This window comes from Alkalicoccus saliphilus (genome assembly GCF_003044065.1).
GTDB lineage: Bacteria > Bacillota > Bacilli > Bacillales > Salisediminibacteriaceae > Alkalicoccus > Alkalicoccus saliphilus.
Genome location: NZ_PZJJ01000035.1, coordinates 1 through 25637, shown reverse-complemented (window position 1 = coordinate 25637; position 25637 = coordinate 1). Strand labels below are relative to the sequence as shown.

Genomic DNA, 25637 nt, shown 5'->3' with positions numbered 1-25637 from the left:
TCATCTGTCCATTCGATAGACATTCAGGGTCTCCCTGATTGTCTATCGAATGCCACCAAGCGAGAGCGCGGTAGAAGAAACGATCAAATCCCAATTATACGTGTCTAGTTTCTTGACAGAGTATCAAACCGCAAAAAGATGACCCCTGTGCAATACAGGGATCATCTTCTAGAAGTAGCTTAGGCTTTTTAAAAATGTCCTTTACAAAGGGTACACTTTAATAAAAAGGACGGAGGCTTTATTTACCGGATTTTAGCGGTGGTCGATGTTTTCCGGATAAAGATCGTGGTTCATCATGCGGTGTTCAGCCATCTTTTCGTATTTCGTCCCCGGCCGGCCGTAGTTGGTGTACGGATCGATGGAAATGCCGCCGCGCGGGGTGAATTTACCGAGCACTTCGATGTAGCGGGGATCCATCAGCTCAATCAGGTCATTCATGATCGTATTCATGCAGTCTTCATGAAAATCCCCATGGTTTCGGAAACTGAAAAGGTAGAGTTTGAGAGACTTGCTCTCTACCATATCCTTCTCCGGAATATAGCTGATGTAAATCGTTGCAAAATCCGGCTGGCCGGTTTTAGGACAGAGGCTCGTAAATTCCGGACAGTTGAATTTCACAAAATAATCGCGGTTCTGGTGACGGTTTTCAAAAGATTCAAGGATGGATGGATCATAATCCATTTTATAGTCGACGTTTGTATTGCCGAGCAGATCGACTTCTTCATCGCGGTTGTGCGCCATATATATCGTTCCTTTCTTCTATCAGTTTACGCCTCCTATCTTACCTCGTCCCGGACGATTATGCCACCGTCCGGCACCCGTGATATAATGAAAGAAACGTAAAGAAGCAGGATTTTTAACGTCCTTCTGAATCAACAGAGGCTGTTTCATAGAAAAAACGAATTTTCTTAACGTACCCTGATAAGTTTTAACAACAAACTGAAAACGCTTAATTTTTGGACAGGTTGTGTCCTGCGGGATCTTCCAATCTCCGCGGCAGGTGAAAAGAGCGGTAGGCAACTTTCAAAAATAAGACGGAGCTTTAACAGAAAAACTCATGCAAAATAGTTGTACCATGGCGGGTGAAAACGACCTGCTGTATCTTTGGTTTTTACATCGCCTGCTTCTTCCTTCAAAAGAAGAACGTTGTCTTTTGACCGGAAGATGGAGGAGACATGGAGGGACTCCAGAGCGATGAAGGACGAGCTGAAGATCCATTCTGACCGACAAAAGAGGGAAGAATTAGCTGAGGCCGGCCCGCTCGGAAAGCCTCTCCATGGAAACGAAAGCGAACGTTTCTCTTTATTTTCAAGGCAGTCTAAATTTAAAAAGCTGGGGAAGACAGGTGAAATACGATGAGTGGAAAAGAAAATATAAGTGTAGAACAGGAAAGAGTCAGCGAGAAGCGGTCGATCGTCACGTACGAAAATGGAGAATGGCAGACACCTGATGATGAAGTGGCCGTCGAAGCCCCGCTTACGATTTATGTAAATGGGGAGGAGTTTGCCACCCTTCTCTGCACGCCGTCCTACCTGGAGGATATGACGTACGGCTTTCTTTTGTCTGAAGGAGTTATCCGTTCGGCAGATGACGTGACGTCCCTTGATATTTCAGCGGAAAGAGGCCTCGTTTATGCGGAGCTGAAAGAATTCCGGCCGGTTGACCGGCTCGGTGTTTCGAAGCGTGTTATCGGATCGTGCTGCGGAAAAAGCCGCCAGTTTTATTTTGAAAACGACCGCCGTACAGCAAGGACAGTCCGTTCCGACGTACACATAACACCGGACCAGTGTCTGCAGCTGATGAAAGATATGCAGGAGGGATCGGAGGATTTTCATAATACCGGAGGGCTGCACAATGTCAGTCTCGGAACACCGGAAGGCCTTCTTTTGACCCGGTCGGATATCGGCCGCCACAACGGGCTCGATAAGCTGTTCGGTTACTGTGTCCGGAACCGTATTCCTCTGAAGGATAAAGTTATCGTCTTCAGCGGAAGGCTTTCTTCAGAGGTGCTTTTGAAAGTTTCCAAAATCGGCGTTGGCATCGTGCTGTCGAAGTCCGCTCCCACGAGCCTTGCGCTCGACCTGGCAGAGGATCTCGGAATCACGGCTGTCGGATTTATCCGGAGGAACCGTTTTAACGTTTATACGCACGCTGGACGCATCTCCAGCTGAGTTGCAATCTCTCCACCGGTGTGATAATTTTAAGGCAACAGCTTACTGAAGGAGATGACGCGGGATGAATGCAGCAGAACGCGTACAATTTCAACGACAGAGCCGGCTCTGCCTGTCTGACTGCTGAATAAGCACAGGACAGGGAGAGCTTTTTCACATGCGGCCGCAGGGCGGAATCAACACACGTTGGGATCGGTGCGGCTTTTTTTGTGTTTAAATGTCCCTGAAAGCGGACGGGAGGAGATAGATGATGGAAGAGAAAGCAGTGCGTATTAAACAAAACTTCGTAAGAAAATACGAGGAGGGCTTTCCCCTCCTTCTGAAAGAAGCGGTGACAAATCCGGCCGTACTGGAAGAAGAAGGAGAAATTCTCCGTATTGAAACAGAGGACGGCACGTTTCTTGGACGCGGCTACTACGGGGAACAGAATAAAGGAGCCGGCTGGATACTGACAGGCAACGAAAAAGAAGCCGTCGATCAGCGGCTGTTCGAAAAAAAGCTCATGGTCGCACTCGGCCGGCGGACCCGTTTTTTTGAAGACGAAAACACGACCGTTTTCCGTGTAGTAAACGGCGAAGGAGACGGCCTCGGGGGCCTTATTATCGACTACTACGACGGATATTATGTGATCCAGTGGTACAGTGCCGGCATTTACAGCTTTAAAAAGACGATCGTGGATCTGGTTTTAAACACGACGGACGCTGTCGGTATTTATGAGAAGAAACGATTTTCCGAAGAAGGCGGATATGTAAGTGACGACGACTTTGTTGCCGGTGCTCCGGCCGGTTTTCCGCTTCCTGTAAAAGAGAACGGCATGGTTTTTGCCACGTATTTAAACGACGGGGCGATGACCGGTATTTTTATTGACCAGAGAGAGATAAGAAAAACATTGAAAGAGAAGTACTCCAAAGGAAAGACGGTGCTTAACACCTTTTCCTACACCGGTTCTTTTTCAGTGGCAGCAGCCCTTGGAGGTGCTGCGGCGACGACGAGCGTGGATGCGGCCAACCGGAGCCGGGAAAAAACTGAGGAGCAGTTCCGGATGAACGGGATAGATCCTGACGAGCACCGTATTATCGTAGATGACGTTTTTCAGTACTACAAGCGGGCAGTAAGAAGGGGAGAAAGCTACGATGTCGTCATTCTGGACCCGCCGAGCTTTGCCCGTACGAAAAAAACGACTTTCCGTGCTGCGAAAGACTACGGGAAACTGTTGAAGGAAACCATCCCGGTAACGAACGAGGGAGGCACAATCATTGCCTCCACGAACCACGCCGGCATGACCCGTAAAAAATTCCGGGCATTTATCGACGAAGCCTTCAAAGAAACCGGCCACCGCTACAGCATACAGGAATCTTTTTCCCTGCCGGACGATTTTTTAACCGATCCGGCGTTTCCGGAAGGCAGCTACCTGAAGGTGTATTTTATTCAGAAGCTCAGCTGAAACGGTGCAGAAACAGCCAGGTTATGGTATAAAAGATAAGGATATTAACGGAAACTGGTAAAACAGAAAGGGGAACCGACATGAGTGAAAACCACACCCATTTTATTAAACATATTGTAACGAAAGACATGGAAGAAGGCAGCTATGAGGAAATTGTTACGAGATTTCCTCCGGAGCCGAACGGCTATCTGCATATCGGCCATGCGAAGTCGATTGTGCTGAATTTTGAACTGGCCGATGAATTCGGCGGAAGAACCAACCTCCGCTTTGACGACACGAACCCGTTGAAAGAAGATAAAGAATATGTGGATGCGATTCTCGAGGATATACACTGGCTCGGCTTCGAACCGGAAGCCGTCCGCTACGCTTCCAACTACTTTGACGAAATGTACCGTCAGGCAGTCAGGCTGATTGAACGAGGCCTTGCCTACGTTGAGGACCTTTCCCAGGAGGAAATCCGTGAAATGCGGGGGACGCTGACAGAAGCAGGAAAAGAAAGCCCGTCCCGTTCCCGGTCCATCGAGGAAAATCTCGAGCTGTTTGAACAGATGAAACAGGGGGAATTCGGTGACGGGGAAAAAGTGCTCCGTGCCAAAATTGACATGAGCTCGCCGAACATCAACCTCCGCGATCCGGTATTGTATCGTATTTCGCATACCGAGCACCACAACACAGGATCAGATTGGTGCATCTATCCGATGTATTCTTTCGCCCATCCGCTGGAGGATGCGATCGAGGGAGTCACCCATTCGATCTGTACGCTGGAGTTCGAGGATCAGCGCCCGCTTTATGACTGGGTCGTAGAGCACGCAGAGCTGGACGGGGAGCCGAAGCAGATTGAGTTTGCCCGGCTGAACCTGACGAATACCGTCATGAGTAAACGGAAACTGAAGCAGCTCGTCGATGAAAACTACGTGGACGGCTGGGATGATCCACGCATGCCGACGATTTCCGGTCTCCGCCGCCGTGGTTTCACTCCGGAATCAATCAAGCAGTTCTGCCGGGAAATCGGTGTATCCAAAGCGGATAATCTCGTTGATGTACGCATGCTGGAACATTTCCTGCGCGAGGACTTGAAACTGAAAGCACCGCGGACGATGGCTGTTCTTGATCCGCTTAAAGTGGTCATTACCAACTATCCGGAAGGTGAAGTTGAATGGCTTCCGGCTGATATCAATCCGGAAAATGAAGAAATGGGCACGCGGGAAATTCCGTTTTCCCGGGAAATTTACATCGAGCGGGAAGACTTCATGGAAGACCCGCCGAAGAAATATTTCCGGCTGTATCCGGGCAATGAAGTCCGCATTAAGCATGCCTACTTTATTAAATGCCACGATGTAATTAAAGATGAAAACGGGGAAATCACGGAAATTCACTGCACGTATGATCCGGAAACAAAAAGCGGATCCGGCTTTACCGGACGAAAAGTAAAAGGAACGCTTCACTACGTAGATGCTTCCGAAGCGGTGCCGGCGGAATTCCGGCTGTACGATTCGTTAATTGACGATGAAGCGGCAGGGGATTCTTTCCTTGACCACGTCAATGCTTCTTCCCTGAAAGTACAGCACGGATTTGTGGAACCGAACATGAAAAACGTGCAGCCGCACGATAAATTCCAGTTTTTCCGCCACGGCTATTTTAACGTGGATCCAAAAGACAGCACGTCGGAAAAACTCGTTTTTAACCGGGTTGTCGGACTGAAAAGTTCTTTTAAACTGAAGTAGAAGTAGGCAGGGGCCGGTTCGTAACAGCTTTAAGCATAGGTATAGAAAAAATCCCATCGGTCCAAGGCCGATGGGATTCTTTGTTTAGGATATGTGTTTTCAGATTGATAGTCAAAAAGATTCAATAAGGGAGAAGAGGGGCGGTAATTCTACCAAATTTACGTGGAATAGCGGCAGCTTTTCAAGGGATAGTTCCAAGGCAGCCCCGGAATACTGCCAGCACCCGATTGTTTTCTTTCAGATAAAAGTAATACTTCCAGCTGACGGCGTTTTTCTACCAGCTCGCTGAATAATTCTACCACTCACCACGGCGGTCGTTTTCCTTCTGCAGAAAAAGCGTATTCTGTTTCGCTTTTCATAAAAAAACCTCCTGCCGGCCGGCGGGAGGTTTTTTGGCGTTATAACAAAGGTTTACGAATCTCGTCCTTCAATAGCGTCTACGACTTTGTCAGCTGCACTCTGGCTGGACATCGGGTTCTGCCCGGTCACAAGACTGCCGTCCCGGACAGAGAAGTCCGTCCAGTTGTCGCCGCCTGCAAAGATAGCGCCTTTTTCACGGAGTGCTGTTTCCAGAAGAAACGGCACAGCGTCCTGAAGACCCATGTCGCGTTCTTCGGCGTCTGTAAAGGCACTTACTTTCTTGCCTTTTACGAGCGGGGTGCCGTCTTCATACGTCGCATGGACGAGTGCGGACGGTCCGTGGCATACGGAACCGATGACTTTATCACTGGAAGCGTGGGCACGGAGCACCTGCTGCAGCAGGCTGTTTTCCGGAAAGTCAAAAACAGTGCCGTGGCCTCCTGGAAGGAATACAGCATCGTAGCCGGCAGAAACGTCTTCTTCCGACAGTTTGTCTGTATTCGTCAGTATGGACTGGGCTTCCTGCCATTCCAGTTTTTCTTCTTCCGGCAGGCTGTTCGGATCAAGCGGCACCTGGCCGCCTTCGATACTTTTTACAACAACATCATATCCGGCCTGTACAAACGTAACGTACGGCGCGGCGTACTCCTCGAGCCACAGTCCGGTATCATTTCCGGCAATTTTATCTGCACTTGTTACAACGATTAATACTTTTTTACTCATAGGAAAATACCTCCTTGAAAAGTTCGTACGATCATTACAAAGGTGGAAATTCCCCTTTATCGGAGGCGTTAAACCTATTGGTGCTGCCGCACCGGATGAATGCGCTGATCAAACTCTCTTCTGATTCTCTCCCGTACAGCGTCATTGGAGGCAACTTCCCACGCTGTCAGTGCCAGGGCGCCGGCTCCTGTCATCATTCCGTCAAAGCCTTCCCTGCTGAGTGCTGCCTCCCGGAAAGCATCCGTATGAGCAGAAACCGGACGGCGCGTAATCTGTACGTACGGATGTATCGATGGGCAGCGCTGGCTGACATTTCCCATATCGAGCGATCCGCTGCCTTTTTCTTCTTCGTGAATAGCTTCCGGCGGCACACCGAGTGTATGCAGCTGCGCAGTGAACACACTCGACAGCGCTTCGTTTGTATTCATGTCGTCATAGGAGTATTCATAGTTATTGATTTCGAGCCGGGCACCGGTGGCAAGCGCAGCGGCACGGGCACAGTTTTTAACTTTTTCAGACACCGGATCGACTGTCTTTCGGGTTTCGGCCCGGACGTAAAACCGTGCGGAAGCAAATTCCGGAACGATGTTTGCAGCGCTTCCTCCTTCCGGTATCACACCGTGAATACGTATATCCGGAGTCACATGCTGCCGGAGCGCGTTAATGCCGTTGAACGTCTGAATAACTGCGTCCAGAGCGTTAATGCCTTCCTCCGGTGCCGCAGCGGCATGGGCGGGTTTTCCGTAAAAAGAAAATTCCAGCGCGTCCATCGCAAGTGACGATCCGCTTTTGACGTAATCGGAGGACGGGTGGGCCATTAAAGCGGCATCAAGGTGGTCGAACATCCCGGCATCCGCCATCGTTACCTTCGCACCATTCGTTTCTTCCGCCGGGGTTCCGTAGACGTATACGGAACCGCCGCATTCTTCAAGTGCTGCAGCAAAGGCGATCGCAGCAGCAGCTCCCTGTGTACCGATAAGGTTGTGTCCGCAGGCATGACCGAGCCCGGGGAGTGCATCATACTCACACATAAATCCTATATGAGCACCCGGTCGTCCGGAATCTTTTTTTGCAGCAAAAGCAGTAGCAGGCTGTCCTTCGGGGTTCTGTTCAATTTCGAAACCGTTGTCCCTGAGAAGAGAGACGAGCTTGTCCGCTGCCTTAAACTCTTCATTGCCGAGCTCGGGGTTATGCCCAATGTACTGGCTTACTTCGTAAAATGCAGGCCGGTTTTCCTCCAGCTTTTTTCGTATCGCTTCTCTCACACGGCAACGCTTCCTTTCTCTAAATAAAATCGTATAGTCCTACTTTAACGCAGCGGGGGAGAGGAAACAACTTGAAGCGCGGTTATATCCATATAAAGGTATTTTCAAGTTCTGCAGAAAAAATTGGTAGGATTCTTTAAAAAACAGGGTATAATAGAAATTATTAAGAAAAATCCGAAAATTCACCCAGAAATGAGGCGAAGTTTATGCTCAAGAACTATCCTTCTTCTTCTTTTTACGATGAAATGGTGGCGGAGAGCAGTAAAGTCCGCCCCCATTACGAAAAATTTTACCGCATCCTGCAGAAACTGGCGGATGACGAGCTGCTCGAAAAGCACGAAACAGCCCAGCTGAGTTTTCTGCGTCAGGGGATTACCTTTACGGTCTACCATGAAGACGGGGGAACGGAACGTACGATGCCGTTTGATTTTATTCCGATTATCATACCGGCGGAGGACTGGGAAAAGATCGAAACAGGGATAAAACAGCGCGTCAAGGCGCTCAATTATTTTCTGGAAGATATTTATAACGAAAAAAAGATATTGAAAGATGGCGTTGTGCCGCGCGATCTGATAGAAAATAACCAGTATTATTATGAACAGCAGGCAGGAGGGCTGAACCTCCCCCACCGGAATCATATTTATCTCGCCGGCATCGACCTTATACGGGACGGGAACGGTGTCTACCGCGTGCTGGAAGATAACCTGCGTAACCCTTCCGGCCTCTCCTATGTATTTCAGAACCGCTTCGTCATGCGGAAAGTATTTCCGGAATTTTTCCTGGAACATGATATCCGGACGCTGGAACATCAGTTTTCCCACCTGTACCAGGCGCTGTTGAACCACGTTCCGGCCAATTCGCTTTCTCCGGACAACCCGACGGCAGTACTGCTTACGCCGGGAATGTACAACTCTGCCTATTACGATCACGTCTTTCTCGCCCAGCAGATGGGAATAGAAATGGTGGAAGGTCAGGATCTGCTTGTCAAAAATGACATCGTCTATATGAAAACGATGCGGGGGCTGCAGCGGGTGGATATTATTTATAGGCGTATAGATGATGACTTTCTCGATCCGGAAGAGTTCCGGGACGATTCGGCTCTCGGGGTCCCCGGACTGATGGAAGCCTGCCGTAAAGATAATGCCGTTGTCGTAAACGGCGTAGGGAACGGTGTGGCAGACGATAAAGCCGTCTACGCCTACGTGCCGGAAATGATCCGGTATTATCTCGGGGAGGACCCCCTGATTCCCAATGTGGATACGTATTTTCTAAGCGATAAAGCATCCAGGGAGGATGTGCTTTCCCGGCTGGAGGAGCTCGTCGTTAAAAATGTCGGTGCCTCCGGAGGGTACGATATGCTTATCGGACCGCAGTCCACGCCGGAACAAATTGAAATTTTTAAGGAAAAGATACTGGAGAATCCGGCGCAGTATATTGCTCAGCCGACGATTCAGCTTTCACGGGCCCCTGCGTTTCAACAGGAGCGTTTTTATCCGTGCCACGTCGATCTCCGTGTATTCGCGGTGGGCTGTGATCATATCCACGTCCTGCCGGGCGGACTCTCACGGGTAGCGCTTAAAGAAGGGTCACTTGTCGTTAACTCCTCCCAGGGCGGCGGGGGAAAAGACACGTGGGTATTAAGGGAAGGGGCTGAAAATAATGCTTAGCAGAGTTGCTTCCAACCTTTTCTGGATCGCGAGAAACGTCGAGAGAGCAGAGAGCAGCGCCAGGGTGCTTAAGACCCGGCTTATTAATGCCCTGGAAACATCGGAAGCGGGGCCGCTTGCCGAGGGTGACTGGGAGATGATTCTTGATATATGCGCGGTTTCCAGCGAATACTACGATATCCATCCAGTCTGTGAAGCCGAAAAAATAGCCCGGTACATCTGTTTTGACCGGACCAATATCAACTCGATTATTAATTGTATGGAGAACGCCCGGAACAATGCCCGGTCGGTCCGGGAAGTCATCCCGGAGGACCTCTGGGAAATTCTGAACGAGCATCATTTAAGCATGCAGAATGAAAATGTCGATACGTGGTCCATGCAGAGGATCCACGAGTATCTTCGCGATATACAGAAACTTTCCTTCTCTCTTCAGGGTGTGATTGAAGCGTCCATGCTCCGGGAAGAAGCCTACAACTTTATTAAAGTCGGCAAATGGATGGAAAGGGGCGAGAAAACAGCCCGGGTCCTGAACGTTGTAAGTGAAAAAACGAAGGAACTTAAGCTGCAGACCGAGACAGACCACTACTACTACTGGCTGAGTGCACTGCAGTTTTTAAACGGGTACGATGCCTATCTGAAACGGTTCCCTCCAAAAATGGAGCCGGCGCAGGTAATCTCCTTCCTCATTTCCTATGAGCAGTTTCCGCGCTCCATCGAATACTGCATGGAACACGTCCGGGAAACGGTGATGAAGCTGGAGTCCGGCCAGGTTTCCCACTATTCGGAAGAGCTGTTTGACGCGATGGACCGGGTGACCCAGGAATTTATGAAAATTAAATTCCGGAAGCTGGGGATGGATGAAATCGGACCCTTCCTTGATAAATTCCAGAATGACTGCAACCGGATCAGCAGTATCTTTGCCAGAACGTACTATTTTGTTTGAGAGAAACATATCATCAGTATATTCCAACCTATTCAACAATAAATGGAGGCACCTATGAAATATCAAATTGAGCATATCAACCATTTTGAATACGAAACGCTTGTAGACCAGAGCCTTAACAGAATCCGCCTGAAACCAAGAACCGATGAATGTCAGCGGCTTCTTTCCTATAAACCGGAAATTCATCCTGTCTCCCTTACGAAGGAGCATGTAGATATATGGGGAAACAATGTAGAAACTTTCTTTATTGCCGAACCGCATAAGGAACTGAAAATCACAACGACTTCCGTCGTAAGCATTCAAAAAAGTCCATTCATCCGGATGGTCGAATATTCCGATGAAATGAAAACCATTTTCAGCTCTGAGCTTTTCCGAAAGCATTACCTTGCCTACCTTGCAGATACTGACTACACGTTTCTTCGTGAGGAACAGCATGAAGATATTAAAAAAGCGGCGGACAATCCCGAGAATCCGATAAAGTACGCCCTGTCCGTCATGGATTACGTATACAGCAGATTTTCCTACGATACAGAAGCGACCGGAGTACAGACAAAAGCTCAGGAGTCTTTCGATCTGAAAGGCGGTGTCTGCCAGGATCTGACGAATGTGATGATCGGGGCGCTTCGGGCGAGCGGAATCCCGACGCGTTACGTAAGCGGATATTTATATGTCGGGGAAGATTCCGCCCTGGTTGGGGACTCCGCCACCCACGCCTGGGTCGAAGTAATGATCCCGGGTATAGGATGGGCCGGTCTTGATCCAACGAATAATGTAGAAGCGATGGAGCAGCATATCCGTGTCGGAACAGGCCGCGACTATTTGGATACGAGCCCGGTGGAAGGGGTGTACCGCGGAGGCCGGCATACTCTTGATGTCAGCGTCGGGGTCCAGCTGCTTGAACAGCACTAAGCTGTTTTTTCAGCTGGGGACTGGATATTTTCGCCATAGGCAGATATAATCGGGAAAACGGTTACAGTATTTTCTGGCCGTAATGACTGGTCAGCTGCCGTCTGTTTGTGAGAAAATACCGGCATAGACCATGGGATACGAGGGATGCACTATGAGTATGGGAGTTATGGACAACGTGACACCGTTCACTACATTCACACGTCATGAATGGGCGGCGCTCCGGGAGTCCTACCCAATGGAAATTACAGCAGATGAAATAGAAAAACTGAAAGGTTTTAACGATGTTTTGAACATGGATGAGGTTGCAGATATTTATCTTCCATTGACGCGCCTGATCCATCTTCATACGATCGCTTCCCAGGAGCTGTACAGAAGCCGGTCCATTTTTCTGCAGAAACAGGAAAAAAAGGTGCCTTATATTATTGGTATCGCAGGAAGTGTAGCTGTCGGAAAAAGTACGATCGCCCGGGTTCTTCACACTCTTCTTTCGCGGTGGGACCGCCATCCGAGAGTGGACCTTGTAACGACGGACGGTTTCCTGTATTCCAACGATGAGCTGGAAAGGCGCAGTATCATGAATAAAAAAGGCTTTCCGGAAAGCTACAATGTCCATGAGCTGCTGCAGTTTCTTTCAGCCTTAAAGTCAGGAAAGGCCCGGGTGGAGGCACCGGTTTATTCTCATATTACGTACGACGTGATGCCGGATGAAAAACAGATTGTTGAGCAGCCCGATATCGTCATTATTGAAGGGATCAACGTGCTTCAGCCGCCGCGCCGGCGCACGATTCATGAAGAAGACGAAGTATACGTCTCCGATTACTTTGATTTTTCCATCTATGTAGATGCCGCAGAGGAAGATGTGTTTAAATGGTACGTGGAACGCTTTAAAAAGCTGCGGGAAACAGCTTTCCGCAACCCGGCTTCCTATTTCCGCCGGTACGCCGACCTTACGGATGAGGAAGCGTATCATTTTGCCAAAGATATATGGGACAGAATCAATCACCGCAACCTGAAGGAAAATATCCAGCCGACAAGACACCGGGCTGACTTAATTTTAAGAAAAGGCCCGCATCACCTCGTCAATCAAATTAAGATGAGAAAAATTTAACCCGCCGTTTGGAGGAATTGTTTATGAAAAAAATTATTCACACGAACCAGGCTCCGGAAGCCATCGGACCGTATGCCCAGGCTGTTGAAATTGACAGCTTTATTTACACATCCGGCCAAATCGGACTGGATCCGGCCACAGGTGAAATGGTGGAAGGTCTCGAAAATCAGACGCACCAGGTCATGCGGAATGTGACAGCAATTCTCGAGGCCGCGGAAGTGAATACAGGAAATATTATTAAAGCGATGATATTCCTGCAGAATATGGACGACTTCTCGGTCGTAAACGAGATTTACGCCTCCTATCTCGAAAGTCCATATCCTGCACGCAGTGCCGTTGAGGTGGCACGGATGCCGAAAGGCGCCCTCGTGGAAGTGGAAGTAATAGCAAAAAAATAGCCTCCTGAAAAGGACAGTAAAGAGCAGGAATCCCTTATCGAGGGGTTCCTGCTTTCGCCTTCCGGGACGCTTTCCGGGCGGGCCGGGCTCAGCTAATTTCTTCCGCCCACAGGTTGGAAGAAATGGATCTTCGCCTCGTCCTGGATCGCCCAGGAGTCGCCCCTGCGGCTGCAGCAGGGAAATGGAAAAAAGGTTTTTACCATGCCCCCCCTTTATTGAAGCCGTTTTCTTCGATAAGGAGAGGCTTTTCCCTCCGTAACGGCGGAGACGCCGATGGGATTTCAGCGCAGTCTGAAGATCCTTATTCATGGCGCAGGCCAAACAGCTGAAGACCAGCCCCACGGCAGGCTCGGTAAGAGAAGGAGTCTATACTCGGACTGGAATAAATATTCTAAAACGATCATTTAATCAACAAGCTGGAGCAGGAATCCCTTATCGAGGGGTTCCTGCTCTTTACATCTTTAACGAGCAGGTTATTCAGCCGTCGTTTCCTCATAGACGGTTTCGTACCCGGGGCGTTCTTTGTAAAACTTATAAATCGTTTCCGCAATGTTCTCCGGGGAGAAAAAAGTTCCTTCTTTTACCATGCCGGCGATAGTTACTGTGCCGACAAAAATACCTTTTTCTTTCATTTCCTTATGAAGAGAGCGTGTGAGATTCCGCTGGGCGGCTTTGTTAAGGGAAAGGGAAGCGAACGGGGCATACGGTTCCAGGGCGAAGGCACCCCCGGTAACGATAAAAGCTGCCTTTTCGGTGAAGAGGGGGCGGAGATGCTGGAAAACATGGAGCATGCCGCCGATGCTCACCTGAAGATCCTGCATTACAACAGCAGTGGAAAGTTCGGACGGTACATCCGGTGTTCCCCCGACCGCGTTGAACAGAACAGCTTCGACCGCTGTGCCCTGCTCCTTCAGCGTATCGGCAAACTGTTTAACGACAGGTTCGCTGGATGCGTCCATGACCACGTAAGAAGTGTTAACACCGCTCTTTTTCAGTCGCGAACTGAGCGTTTCCAGACGTTCTTTATTGCGGGCCGTCAATATAACGTGAAATCCTTCTTTTCCGAATCGTGCCGCTGTATGATAGCCGATGCCTGATCCTGCTCCAACAATGACGACAGCTGAATCTTCCATAGTGATACTCCTTTCCAAAATGCTGTATTAAAGTTCTATACCCGTTTCACTCGTTTTTTAGTTCTCCGGCCAAAACTCTGCGGATGTACTCCGCAAACGCCTGGACTGCAGGGGAAGCAGAAGTCTGCTGTATACGGGAAAGGCCGATAGTTCTTAAAGCCCGGGGGAATGCGATCGGTACCTGCACCACCTGGGACGGATCAGCCGTCTGCTGAGCCGGCAGGATGGACACGCCGAGTCCGGCCCCTACAAGGCCGGCGACAGTGTCAGCTTCGTCCCCTTCAAATGCGAAGGAGAGTGGAAGACCTGCTTCCCGGAAAAGCCGTTCGACCGACCGCCGGAGAGAATAGCCCTGTTTAAGGTGAATAAAAGGGTCTTTTTGAATATCAGAAAGGTTCAGCCGTTCTTTTTCTGCCAGAGGGTGGCCGGCAGGAAGAATAATAAACAGTTCCTCCTCCCACAGCGGTTCCCAGGATACTTTGGAGGAAAATTCCGGCAGAGCAGTCAGGCAGAGATCAAACACCCCATCTTCCAGCTGCTCAAGCAGAGTATGGGAAGGGCCCTGGCCGAGTATGAAGTGCACGTCCGGGTACCGGGCCTTGTACCCGGCAAGAAGATCCGGGATCAGCCCGGTACTGAGAGTATGCAGAAAACCAAGTGAAATTTTTCCGCGGTCCGGTGCCTGCAGATCCAAAGCGTCCTGTCTTGCCGCATCGAATTCCTGGAGAATCCGCCTGCTCCGCTTCAAAAATTCTTTCCCAAAGCTTGTAACGGATACCGACCGTCCGTGTCTTTCAAAAAGGGGAGCACCTAGCTCTCTTTCGAGTCTTGTGACAGCACGGCTGAGTGCGGGCTGACTGACGGAAAGTGTTTCGGCTGCTTTTGTTATATGCTCCATTTCGGCGGCTGTTACAAAGTACCGCAGCTGCTGCTCGTCCATTTAAAAGCCTCCCTTATATGCAGAAAATGCATGAATTAAATACTTATCATGCATTATACAGCATAACCAAACCGTGCTACGATAAAAATAGAAGACGGGAGGCGGGAGCATGGGAAGAATTCGTCGTGGAACGAGCAGATTCAGAAAAACATCCGCTGCATTTTTTGCGGCAGGGTTTAATACATTTGCGATTCTTTACTGCATGCAGCCGCTTATGCCCGAGCTGTCGTCTGCTTTTGGGGTAACGCCTGCTGCGGCAAGCTGGGCGCTTTCCGGCACCACGATCTCCCTCGCTGCAGCGATGCTCGTTTTTGGCACAATTTCAGAAGTGTACGGCCGCAAGCAGCTCATGGTAGTAACGATGTTTGCAGCGTCGATACTCTGTTTTCTGACGGCTTTTATGCCCGGATTTACAGAGATGATCATCATGCGTATTTTGACAGGGGTAGCCCTTGCCGGTCTCCCGGCAGTAGCAATGGCTTATCTTGGAGAAGAAATAGAGCCTGGAAGCCTTGGAGCGGCGATGGGGCTGTACATAAGCGGCAATGCTGCCGGCGCGGTGTTCGGACGGGTGTTTTCCGGTGTAACAGGAGGCATGTTCGGATGGGAAACGGCAGTGGCAGGCACCGGCCTGATAAGTATTGCGGCAGCCTTCGTATTCTGGCGGAGTCTGCCGGCATCGCAGAATTTTAAAGCCAAACAGGCCGACCTGGCAGGGCTCGGAAAAGGAATGCTCGGTCACATGCGCAGCCCGGCCATGATCTGTCTGTTTATTATGGGATTTATGCTTCTCGGAAGCAACACAGCTCTTTTTAATTTTATCAGCTATGAGCTGATGCAGGAGCCGTACGGAATGTCACAGACGTTCGTCGGCTGGCTGTTTTTAATTATGGTCGTCGGCATGTTCAGTTCCGTGCTCACGGGTCGGCTGCTGGACCGTTTCGGACGCCGGAGGACGCTCATGGCCAATCTGCTGCTTGCGGCAGCAGGAACGGCAGTTACTCTCGTTCCGGATCTGACGGTAAAAATAATCGGCATCGGAATTTTTACGTTCGGCTTTTTTGTAAGTCATTCCGTAGCGAGCGGATGGGTAAGCCGGATCGCGGCTTCAAATAAATCACAGGCTTCCTCTCTTTACCTGTTTCTGTACTATGGAGGATCGACCGCAGCCGGACCGCTCGGTGGTTTTTTCTGGACCGGAGGAGGGTGGCCGGGTCTTGCTGCGATGATGATCGCTTTTCTCGGGGCAGCTGTCCTTTCGGCATTAATTCTCTTCCGGCTGACGAACACCGTGGAAACAAAGAAAGCAAAAGCATACGAACCGGGCAGAGCGTAGCTGCAAAAAAACAGCCGGTGCTTCTACCGGCTGTTCAGAAGATTTTCAATTTCACGGAGGACAGGCATCGCTTCTTTTTCTTCCTCTGTTACCCGTTCCCATAAAATACCGGCCGGCTTTTGATCTTCCGCACCGGTACGGAGAACTTCCTTTTCCGTGACGATAATGTCGAGGGTAAGGTCATACGTATCGGTTTCAAAATCTTCGTCCCGCACCTGGAGTGAATGAACGGTTCCAATAACAGGCATCGGAGGATTGCCTAGTTCCCGGAGAATCGCGTATTCCCGGTCGGCATAGCCGGCTCCTTTACCAGTACGTCGTCCATCACGGTGAACCGCCACGGAACCGGCGAAAAGAAGATCGACCTTCGGGAGGCTGTTGAGCGGGACCACGTTTCCGTAGGAATGAATATGCTTCAGACTTGCTGCCTTTTTTTCCTCCCCATCCGGCACATTTTCCGGATCCACCAGGATAAATCCATCTTTCAGTCTCGGCGTTGGTACGAGAAGCGTTTTTCCGTCCCGGATTATTTGAGCTCTTACCGGCAGCTGCGGAGAATCCGGATTCACCTTAACAACCTCTGCCCGTTTGTATTCCTCCAGTTCAAACACGAGAGCCGCTGCTTTTTCCGCCCCGGCGAAGTTCGGAATTCTTCCTTTCAGAGGAAAAGGAAACCTCCCCGCTTTTTTGTTTGTCATCTCTTCCCATACCCTTTCACGCAGTGTTTGCTTATCCATTAGCAGTTCGTTCCCTTCGTTGTGGTGTATATTTCTTTCTGTGATGGTCCATCGTATCAAAAAGGTGAAGTCCGGAAACCAGAGAGAGCAGACTCTCCCTGTTACCTAATATTTTATCATTTCATAAAAATATACGCCTTGTACATTACGAATAAACCTGAATTCGCCGAACGGTGCTTCTGCTTCACCTCGCCGGTCAGTCCCCGGACAAATCTTCTTTCATCCGGTAAGATTAATAAAAAGTTTCCTTCAGCTGCGGGAGCTGAACAACAGTATAAGGAACATTGTATATGTTTATTTTTTCCTTTTTTTATTATACTGGAAGTAGCAAGAAACAGCATCGTTTCCAGAAGCAGCCGGGCATACATCCTATATGAAAAAAGAAAGGGTGAGGGAAGATGAAACTGGAAGGAAAAACAGCTGTTATTACGGGGGCAGGTTCCGGGATGGGCCGGGCAGCTGCCATACTGTTTGCAAAAGAAGGGGCAAACGTTGTGGCAGCAGACATGAACGAAGAAACAGTAAGAGAAGTCGCCGAAGAAATCAAAGGCTTAGGAAAAGAAGCAAAAGCAGTGCAGGTGAACGTAACGAAGCAGGAAGACGTCGAAAAAATGGTGCAGGAAGCGGTGGACAGCTACGGCTCTATTGATGTGCTCGTGAACAACGCAGGAGTCATGGATAACTTTATCCCGGTCGGAGACGTAACGAATGAACAGTGGGATAAGGTCATGAAGGTGAATGTAACAGGTCCGATGATGGCAATGCGCGCCGCTTTAAAACATATGATGAGTCAGAAAAGCGGAGTAATTGTTAATAACGCTTCCGTAGGAGGACTTTTTGGTGCAAGAGGTGGGTCAGCCTACGTCGCTTCCAAACACGCCCTGCTCGGAATGACAAAAAATACGGCAGCAGTCTACAGTACGGATTATGGAATCCGCTGTAACGCCGTGGCCCCGGGAGCGGTTCAGACGAATATAGGCAGCACAATCGACAATCCGAACCCGCTCGGAGGAAAAGCAATCGCGAAAGCAGGAGAGCCCCCGCTCGGACAAGCAGAAGAAATTGCTTCTGTCATGCTGTTTCTCGCCTCGGAGGATTCCAGTTTCATTAACGGAGCAGTCGTTACAGCAGACGGAGGATGGACTGCTGTCTAGTGTCTCCTGACTGAAAACGAATCTCCATGTATAAATGAAGAGCTGCCGGCAAATACCGGCAGCTCCTTTTTGGTTTATACATATTTATACGTCCGGCTTCCAGCTACGGACTGATTAAAAAATCAGGTGGGCAATTAAAACGATAACCGGAAGGGAAATAAGTGTCCGTTCCAGGAAGATAATAAACAGGTCGCGTAGAGTGACCGGTATTTTTGAACCGAGCAGAACCCCCCCGACTTCGGAAAGGAAAATGAGCTGCGTTACGGACACACAGGCGATAATAAAGCGGGTCATTTCGCTTTCGATTCCGGCAGCGAAAATAGCCGGAAGAAACATATCGGCAAAGCCGACGACAAGCGTTTCCGCGGCGGCGGACGCTTCCGGAACGTTCATCAGCTGCAGCAGCGGAATAAACGGAGCTCCGAGCCACGCGAATACAGGAGTAAATTCAGCAATGATTGTCGCAGCTGTACCAAAGGCCATCACCACAGGGGCTACTGCAAGCCACATGTCGAGTACTGTTTTCCCTCCCTGTGAAAAAAAAGCTGTGATACTGCTGTTTTTAGCTGCACGCTTTGATGCAAGATCAAAACCGAACTTCGCTGTACCGAAGCTCTGGTTCCGGTAATCAGCCGGAATCGTTTCGTCCAGCTGCTTATCCATGCCGTTTACATACGTATCGGGCTTACGGGAAAGCGGCGGGATACGGGGCATAATAAGAGCCGTCACAATTCCTGCGAAAATTACTGTTCCATAAAACGGAAGAAACATGTGGGACAGACCGACTTCCTCGATAACGACGAGGGAAAACGTAATCGATACGACGGAAAACGTCGTTCCGATAACGGCAGCTTCCCTCTGGGAATAATAGCCCTCTTCATACTGTTTATTCGTCAAAACGACCCCGATTGTTCCGTCACCGAGCCAGGAAGTCAGAGAGTCGATTGAAGAACGTCCCGGAAGTGTAAACAACGGACGCATAACTTTCGTGAGAAGTCCCCCGAAAAATTCGAGCAGCCCAAAATTCAGCAGCAGCGGGAGAAAGAGTCCTGCAAAAAAGAAAATAGTAAAGAGTGTCGGAAGCAGTCCTTCCAGCAGAAGACCTCCGGTAAACTCCGACCAGATAAATTCCGGTCCAAGCTGGAAATATGTCATGACGGCAAAAACGGCCGCAAAAGCCCGGATGATCACCCAAAACAGGGAAACATCAAATAATCTGCGGAGAAATTCACTTTTTTCCATTGCATTAGGACGGACCGTTTTATACAGTATCGTTCCGATAAAACTCAAAAGCACAACGACCGTAAGAATAAGTGGGAGAGCTCCTGAGAGAATATCCTGTGCGAGTCCCGACAAAAAGGCCACCGGTATCGTAAAGCCTTCTTCTGTAGGGATAGGGGTTATAAACAACGCTGCACCGATCAGCGAGAAGATAATAAATTTTAATGGAGAACGAGGTTCCATTAGTTTCACCTCTTTAAAAATATTTATAATTATTCACAAGAATTTATTTTAATAGACTAGGGATGAAAACGCAATAAATATTTCTTCGAAGCTGGAGTAGAAAAAAAGGTGCTGGCAATGACAGCACCCTCCTTCTGATTATGATCATTTATCTTCTTGCAAGATCGCGTGCTTTTTCTTCTTTTGCTACTTTCAGGAACTTCTTCGTTTCCATGGCTACCACACCGCTCAGACCGAGAAGTCCGATTAAGTTTGGAATAGCCATCAGACCGTTCATAACGTCGGCAAGGGACCATACGAGGTCAAGCTCGGCAATGGCACCGAAGAAAATAGCTGCAACAAAAGCTGCCCGGTAATAAAGGCCTGCTTTGTCGCTGAACAGGTACCCAAAACATTTTTCCCCGTAATAGGACCAGCCGAGAATGGTGGAGAAGGCAAAGAACACAAGGCCTATCGCCACAATCGTACTGCCGGTCGGACCGAGGAACATTTCAAAGGAGGCGGAGGTCAGAGCCGCACCATCGGGCCCACCGATGTACATATCCCCCATAACGATAACGATACCAGTGATGGAACATACAACGATCGTATCGATGAATACCTGTGTCATGGATACGAGTGCCTGACGTCCAGGGTAATCTGTACGTGCAGCGGCAGCGGCAATCGGTGCAGAACCGAGACCTGCTTCGTTGGAGAATACACCACGTGCAACACCCCAGCGGATAACGGCACCAACGGCACCACCTGCAACTGCCTGGCCGGTGAAGGCGTCTGTGAAGATAAAGGCAACCGCTCCCGGGACGAGCTCCCAGTTAAGTATCATGATAACAACGCCGGCAAGCACGTAAAATAAAGCCATAAATGGAACAACGAACGCGGTAACCCGTCCGATAGCCCGGATACCGCCGATAATAACAAGGCCGGCAAGAATAGTAAGTACAATACCTGTAACAAATGGATCAACGTTGAACGTTTCGTTCAATGCTCCGGAAACGGAATTGGACTGCACCATATTTCCGATTCCAAAAGCTGCGACTGCTCCAAACACTGCAAACAGTACAGCCAGCCATTTCAGCCCTAGACCTTTCTCGATGTAATACATCGGTCCACCGGACATGCGCCCGCGGTGGTCTTTTTCCCGGTATTTAACTGCAAGAATTGCTTCCGCGTACTTTGTAGCCATACCAAACAGGGCACTGAGCCACATCCAGAAAACAGCCCCCGGTCCCCCTAGCACAACCGCTGTTGCGACACCGGCGATGTTACCGGTACCGATAGTTGCGGCAAGCGCCGTGGTGAGCGCCTCAAAGTGGCTGATATCACCTGCGGACTTTTTATCCTGCTTACTGGGGGTAAATGCCAGCTTAAGCCCGTAAAAAAGCGTCCGGAACTGTAGAAAGCTTAAGCGGATTGTCAGGAAAAGCCCTGTTCCGACAATCAGTATAAGCGTAGGAATCCCCCATACGACATCACTGACCTGTCCTAAAAAATTCATAATTGTTTCCTGCAAAGTTATCTCCCCCTTTATCTATGTGTTCTTTCATTATATTCGGAAAACTTCGAATAAAAAAGAATTAATTTCAAAAATATGAAAAAATGAGGGGATTTATTAAGAGGAAAGAAGGCCTGCTTTATGCTGAAAGAGGAGCATACACAGGCATACAGGTAAAAAGCTGCAGGTGAAAGGATGGAAATTAATTTGTTACATTTTCTGTCAAAGAAGAAAGCATCCTGAAAAAACACTGCCGGTTCTGTTTGAATAGAGGGGTGCCCCGAAACCGTAAGCAGCAGGGCATAAATACTTTGTTAAAATCATAAAAAAAAGCTGCCTCCGGGAGACAGCTTTTCTGCAGTATGAAAGGGGAATTTATTCCGCCCATTCTCCGTTTCGGAAAACAGGTTCGGATGTTCCATCGGCTTTGATTCCGTCAATGTTCATTTCGGCAGAACCGATCATGAAATCGACGTGGGTAATGCTCGTATTCAGTCCGGCTTTTTTCAGTTCCTCCTCTGACATATCTGCGCCGTTCTCTACACACGTAGAATAGGCACTTCCGAGAGCGATGTGATTGGAGGCGTTCTCGTCATAGAGAGTATTGTAGAAAAGAATGCCGCTCTGCGAAATAGGAGAGCTGTGGGGGACGAGTGCCACTTCCCCGAGACGGCGGGCGCCTTCATCTGTATCCAGAAGATTTTGAAGTGTTTTTTCGCCCTGTCCGGCAGAAAAATCTGTTACGCTTCCGTTTTCAAAAGTAAGCGTGAAATCGTCGATCAGGTTTCCACCATAGTTCAATGGTTTCGTGTTGCGGACCGTGCCGTTCACTCCGTCGGCCTGAGGAGCGGTGAAAACTTCTTCTGTCGGCATGTTGGCAACAAAGTGTGTACCTTCTGTATTCGGGCCGCCTCCGCCGATCCAGACGTGGTTTTCCGGAAGTTCGATCGTCAGATCCGTTCCCGGGGCGGTGTAATGAAGCTTTTTGTATTTACGTGCCGTAAGCTCTTTTGCTTTGGACTGAAGTTTTTCGTCATGTTTTTTCCATTCCGCCACCGGATCCTCCGTGTTGATACGTGTCGCTTCAAAGATGGCTTCCCAAAGCTTTTCCATCTGCTTTTCTTCCGGCTCGTCCGGGAAAACCTTGGCTGCCCATGCCGGGGAAGGGGTGGAAATAACAAGCCAGCTGACTTTATCAGATTGAATATATTTGCGGAATGTATTCATTGCCTGACCGGCGGCTTTATTCGCTTCGGAAATTTTTTCGGATTCCACTCCCTGAAGAAGGTCCGGGTCCGTCGATTTGATCGTCATAAAGGCGGCCCCATCCTCTGCGAGGGTTTCCATTCCACGGGCTTTCCACTCAGGAAATTCTTTAAAGGATTCCAATGGGGCCTTATCGTAGCGGATGCGGGTAAGAACATCGTCATTCCATTCCACATGAACATTTTTCGCTCCGGCATCGTAGGCTTTACGGGCGGCAGTACGTACAAAATCCGCCGATTCGATCGGTGCGTTGATCACGAGCGTCTGATCTTTCTGGATATTTACGCCTACTTTTACAGCAAGCTCTGCATATTTATCAATTTTTTCATCGAATGAAGCCATATTTCTCATCCTCCTATAGTTAATAATTCCCCGTTTAGTGTATCAGTTTCCTTAAAAAATAGAAACTTTCAGCACAGGGGCGGTTTTACCATAAGATTTAAAACAGCTGAAAAAGGGTATATAACAAGAGCCTATTCCACAGGATCGTATCAAGCTTCACCGAGGCCGATAATGGACGAAAGTAAGGCCTGCACCCCTTTTTAAAAAGCCGCATCGATAACAGGAAAAGACTTCATTTCGACCGTCCTGCCGGTTTCTGCTTTGTTTTTCTCTTTTATTTTCGAGACAGCCTTTTATAAGAGCTGCAGCAGCCGGGAAATTAATCTATAAAAGCGTGTAAATAGCCCGTCTTAATTGTGAAATATAGACGGTACTGATTAAAATAAATATAACTAATAAACTGCCATATATTGATTATAAAGAAAGGAAGGGGCATTATGCGGGAATTTTTCAGACGTCACCGTTTCATGCTGCTCTGCCTGGCAGTACTCTGGATCAAAACCGTGCTGGTCTCTTTCCTCACGTTTGATCTTGTGATGACCCACTGGCTGGAAACGGTCATTTTTGCCGCAGGCCCGCTGGCGTTCCTGCTCATCGTGTTTGGACTGGGCATGCTTTTAAAAGCTTCCTGGCAGCGGACATACTATTTTTCGATCAGTCTGCTGTTAACGGTCGTGCTTTACAGCAACACGGTGTATTACCGGGAATTTGCCGACATTATTACCCTGCCGATGCTCGTCATGAGCGGAAACGCCGGGGACTTGACGACGAGTGTCGTGGAACTTGTTCAGTGGTGGGACATCCTGTTTTTTGCCGATCTGTTCGTGCTCGGCTGGTTCATGGTCAAAAAACCGCCGTTTTTAACGGTTCAAAAAACCGGGTTCCGGGAGGCAAAAGGAAAATACGCCCTGATCGGTACGGCAGCGGTCGCGATTATTCTGCTGAGCCAGGCCGATCCCGGGGAGGCGGAAACGCCGGCCCATTCGTTTGACCGGGAACATATGGTCAAAAACCTCGGTATTTATAATTTTTATTTCTACGATGCGTTTCTGCATTTAACGACCGGTACGCAGCCGGCGTTTGCCGAACGGGAGGACCTCGACGACATTAAGGCCCACCTGGAGGAACATCAGACCGAACCGAACATGAGCTTTCATGGGGCGGCAGCAGGAAAAAATGTCGTGGTCGTGTCGCTCGAGTCCCTGGAAACGTTTGCGATGGGGGAAACGGTGAACGGCGAGGAAGTCACGCCGTTTTTAAACGAGCTGGCTGAAGACAGTTTCTATTTTGATAACCTGTACGATCAGGCTGGACAGGGGAAGACATCCGATACGGAGTTTATGGTCAACAATTCGCTGTATCCTCTCGGCCGCGGAGCAGTCTTTCATACCCACCCTGACAATGAACTTACACCGCTCCCGAAACAGCTGGGGGAACATGGCTATGAAAACGTTGTGTTTCATGCGAATGATGAAACGTTCTACAACCGGAACAACGTCTATCCGCGGCTCGGCTACCATTATTATTATGATGTGGAATATTACGACGTCCACGAAGGCAATTCAGTCGGATGGGGACTGAGGGATATTGATTTCGTGGAACAGTCGATGCCTTATATCCAGGAGCTTCCGGAGCCGTTTTATGCGACGAAGCTCACTTTAACGAATCATTTTCCGTATGAGCTCGATGATGAGGACTACTTTATTGACCCGGCCGATACAGACAGTGATATCGTCAACCGCTACTTCCCGGCCGTCCGCTACACGGATGAAGCGGTCCGCGTCCTATTCGACGAATTCAAGGAAGCCGGGCTGTATGAAGATACGATGTTTGTGTTGTACGGGGACCACTACGGCATTGCCGAAAGCCACTACGAGGAGCTCGGCAGCTTTTTGGACGAGGATATCGGCCCGTATGAGGCGCTGAAGCTCGACCGGGTGCCGGTGATTATCCACGTCCCGGGGATGGAGGACGAAGCTTTCACGAGCTCCACCGTCGGCGGGCATATTGATATTATGCCGACGATGCTCAACCTGCTCGGCCTGCCGCAGGAAAAGCATGTCATGTTCGGAAGCGACCTGCTCGCGGAAGACCGGGAAGAATTCGCCGTGCTCCGCTCCGGGGAAGTCGTGACGGATGAGGTTCTCTATACCGGGGACCAGTGTTTTGCCTCCGGAAGCGGCGAAGAACTACCGGTAACGGACTGTCTGGAGGCGGCGGAACGCGGGGAGGAGGAGCTGTACTATTCCGACCAGATTATTTACGGAGACCTATTCCGTTTCTTTGATGAAGAAGAAGATGTGTAAATAAATGGTTTGAAATAAGTTAAAAAAGGGAATTAGTCAGCATTAACTTAGTTGGAGGTGACTGCCATGGTACGCTACGGAAATCCCTTTCTCGGAAGATACCTCCGTTACGCGGTCTTCCTGCTTGTTCTTGGCATCCTGCTGCCGATAATGCTGATCCCCGGGCAGACACTTCTCGGGCTGGCAAGTATTGCCGCGGCACTTCTGATCACTATAGGTTTTGACCTGGCTGTTTACTGGTTCTGCAAATATAAAGCAGCTTCTTTTACGAAACAGGAAGTGCGCAGTATGGTTCCTGCTCTCATCACCCGCTCTGACTGGAGAGGCTACTTCGTTACTACGGACTCCTACGTATTATTCGTACCGATCCTGCATAAAATCACCTTTGTTTCAGAGTGGAAAAGAGTGAAAAAGTTTGATATGGAAGGCGGTTACGTAGAACTGCTCGTCAGTAAAAAAATATACAACCGTTCGGTTCATTTCATTGTAGCCTATCCTGCAAAAACATATGAGGAACTGAACCGGCATACAAAAGAAGCCCGGGTTGCAGTGGAAGTTTAAAAAGCATCTAAAACAAGCTGACAGGCCTTTTCGTGTACGGTATACAAACCTTATAAAAAGCCGCCCGAATTAAAGTGTACCCTATAGAGTAGACACATTAAAAAGTCTACCTATAGGGTACTTTTTTGTATAATGAGAAATAGATAATGAGTAAAGATCGGGGAGAAGATCATGACGAAAAAAACATTCACAGA

The 25637-nt window shown here is 49.1% G+C and carries 21 protein-coding genes; 12 read left to right on the top strand and 9 right to left on the bottom strand.

The window, feature by feature from the left end:
• Window positions 1-252 precede the first annotated feature (252 nt).
• On the bottom strand, window positions 253-741 hold the full coding sequence (gene queF / locus C6Y45_RS14915; protein ID WP_107586032.1) for a preQ(1) synthase: 489 nt from the start codon (window positions 739-741) through the stop codon (window positions 253-255).
• Window positions 742-1355: 614 nt separating this feature from the next.
• On the opposite strand from queF, the gene fdhD reads away from it, so the two are divergent.
• From fdhD to C6Y45_RS14900, 3 genes are all read left to right on the top strand, one after another.
• Window positions 1356-2171: a formate dehydrogenase accessory sulfurtransferase FdhD gene (gene fdhD / locus C6Y45_RS14910; RefSeq protein WP_107586031.1), complete on the top strand. Its 816-nt coding sequence runs from the start codon at window positions 1356-1358 to the stop codon at window positions 2169-2171.
• A gap of 247 nt (window positions 2172-2418) precedes the next feature.
• Complete coding sequence (locus tag C6Y45_RS14905; protein WP_107586030.1) at window positions 2419-3615, top strand: class I SAM-dependent rRNA methyltransferase; 1197 nt, start codon at window positions 2419-2421, stop codon at window positions 3613-3615.
• An 80-nt stretch (window positions 3616-3695) separates the two neighbouring features.
• Entirely contained in the window at window positions 3696-5339 is a 1644-nt protein-coding gene (locus C6Y45_RS14900; RefSeq protein ID WP_107586029.1) for a glutamine--tRNA ligase/YqeY domain fusion protein, read from the top strand.
• 411 nt (window positions 5340-5750) lie between these two features.
• On the opposite strand, the gene C6Y45_RS14895 is transcribed toward C6Y45_RS14900, so the two are convergent.
• Both C6Y45_RS14895 and C6Y45_RS14890 read right to left on the bottom strand, forming a co-directional pair.
• On the bottom strand, window positions 5751-6422 hold the full coding sequence (locus tag C6Y45_RS14895) for a type 1 glutamine amidotransferase domain-containing protein (protein ID WP_107586028.1): 672 nt from the start codon (window positions 6420-6422) through the stop codon (window positions 5751-5753).
• 74 nt (window positions 6423-6496) lie between these two features.
• Entirely contained in the window at window positions 6497-7687 is a 1191-nt protein-coding gene (locus C6Y45_RS14890; RefSeq protein WP_107586027.1) for a M20 family metallopeptidase, read from the bottom strand.
• Window positions 7688-7893: 206 nt separating this feature from the next.
• On the opposite strand from C6Y45_RS14890, the gene C6Y45_RS14885 reads away from it, so the two are divergent.
• From C6Y45_RS14885 to C6Y45_RS14870, 5 genes are all read left to right on the top strand, one after another.
• Window positions 7894-9354, top strand: coding sequence for a circularly permuted type 2 ATP-grasp protein (locus tag C6Y45_RS14885; RefSeq protein WP_107586026.1), 1461 nt, complete (start codon window positions 7894-7896; stop codon window positions 9352-9354).
• Complete coding sequence (locus C6Y45_RS18005; protein ID WP_245922675.1) at window positions 9347-10297, top strand: alpha-E domain-containing protein; 951 nt, start codon at window positions 9347-9349, stop codon at window positions 10295-10297. Before C6Y45_RS14885 ends, C6Y45_RS18005 begins: the two co-directional genes overlap by 8 nt.
• 54 nt (window positions 10298-10351) lie before the next feature.
• Entirely contained in the window at window positions 10352-11206 is an 855-nt protein-coding gene (locus C6Y45_RS18000) for a transglutaminase family protein (RefSeq protein WP_245922674.1), read from the top strand.
• Window positions 11207-11357: 151 nt separating this feature from the next.
• Window positions 11358-12314, top strand: a complete 957-nt coding sequence (gene coaA / locus C6Y45_RS14875; RefSeq protein ID WP_425427871.1) for a type I pantothenate kinase — start codon at window positions 11358-11360, stop codon at window positions 12312-12314.
• A gap of 23 nt (window positions 12315-12337) precedes the next feature.
• Entirely contained in the window at window positions 12338-12712 is a 375-nt protein-coding gene (locus C6Y45_RS14870; protein ID WP_107586025.1) for a RidA family protein, read from the top strand.
• Window positions 12713-13185: 473 nt separating this feature from the next.
• On the opposite strand, the gene C6Y45_RS14860 is transcribed toward C6Y45_RS14870, so the two are convergent.
• Both C6Y45_RS14860 and C6Y45_RS14855 read right to left on the bottom strand, forming a co-directional pair.
• Window positions 13186-13845, bottom strand: coding sequence for an SDR family NAD(P)-dependent oxidoreductase (locus tag C6Y45_RS14860; protein WP_107586023.1), 660 nt, complete (start codon window positions 13843-13845; stop codon window positions 13186-13188).
• Between the two features lie 46 nt (window positions 13846-13891).
• Entirely contained in the window at window positions 13892-14785 is an 894-nt protein-coding gene (locus C6Y45_RS14855; RefSeq protein ID WP_107586022.1) for a LysR family transcriptional regulator, read from the bottom strand.
• A 109-nt stretch (window positions 14786-14894) separates the two neighbouring features.
• Between C6Y45_RS14855 and C6Y45_RS14850 the strand changes: the two genes are divergently transcribed.
• On the top strand, window positions 14895-16121 hold the full coding sequence (locus C6Y45_RS14850) for an MFS transporter (protein ID WP_107586021.1): 1227 nt from the start codon (window positions 14895-14897) through the stop codon (window positions 16119-16121).
• 23 nt (window positions 16122-16144) lie between these two features.
• On the opposite strand, the gene C6Y45_RS14845 is transcribed toward C6Y45_RS14850, so the two are convergent.
• On the bottom strand, window positions 16145-16858 hold the full coding sequence (locus C6Y45_RS14845; protein WP_107586020.1) for a 5-formyltetrahydrofolate cyclo-ligase: 714 nt from the start codon (window positions 16856-16858) through the stop codon (window positions 16145-16147).
• A gap of 398 nt (window positions 16859-17256) precedes the next feature.
• Between C6Y45_RS14845 and C6Y45_RS14835 the strand changes: the two genes are divergently transcribed.
• Window positions 17257-18012 carry a glucose 1-dehydrogenase gene (locus C6Y45_RS14835; RefSeq protein ID WP_107586018.1) on the top strand — a complete coding sequence of 252 codons (756 nt, stop codon included), beginning with the start codon at window positions 17257-17259 and terminating at the stop codon, window positions 18010-18012.
• 114 nt (window positions 18013-18126) lie between these two features.
• Here C6Y45_RS14835 and C6Y45_RS14830 read toward each other — a convergent pair whose 3' ends face one another.
• The 3 genes from C6Y45_RS14830 to C6Y45_RS14815 form a co-directional block, all read right to left on the bottom strand.
• Window positions 18127-19476 (bottom strand): YjiH family protein, encoded by a 1350-nt coding sequence (locus C6Y45_RS14830; RefSeq protein ID WP_107586017.1) that lies wholly within the window; start codon window positions 19474-19476, stop codon window positions 18127-18129.
• 148 nt (window positions 19477-19624) lie between these two features.
• Window positions 19625-20971, bottom strand: a complete 1347-nt coding sequence (locus C6Y45_RS14825; protein WP_107586033.1) for an alanine/glycine:cation symporter family protein — start codon at window positions 20969-20971, stop codon at window positions 19625-19627.
• Window positions 20972-21343: 372 nt separating this feature from the next.
• Window positions 21344-22576 (bottom strand): aminopeptidase, encoded by a 1233-nt coding sequence (locus C6Y45_RS14815; protein ID WP_107586015.1) that lies wholly within the window; start codon window positions 22574-22576, stop codon window positions 21344-21346.
• Window positions 22577-23013: 437 nt separating this feature from the next.
• Between C6Y45_RS14815 and C6Y45_RS14810 the strand changes: the two genes are divergently transcribed.
• Both C6Y45_RS14810 and C6Y45_RS14805 read left to right on the top strand, forming a co-directional pair.
• Entirely contained in the window at window positions 23014-24882 is a 1869-nt protein-coding gene (locus C6Y45_RS14810; RefSeq protein ID WP_107586014.1) for an LTA synthase family protein, read from the top strand.
• Window positions 24883-24948: 66 nt separating this feature from the next.
• On the top strand, window positions 24949-25443 hold the full coding sequence (locus C6Y45_RS14805; RefSeq protein WP_107586013.1) for a hypothetical protein: 495 nt from the start codon (window positions 24949-24951) through the stop codon (window positions 25441-25443).
• Window positions 25444-25637: the final 194 nt, after the last annotated feature.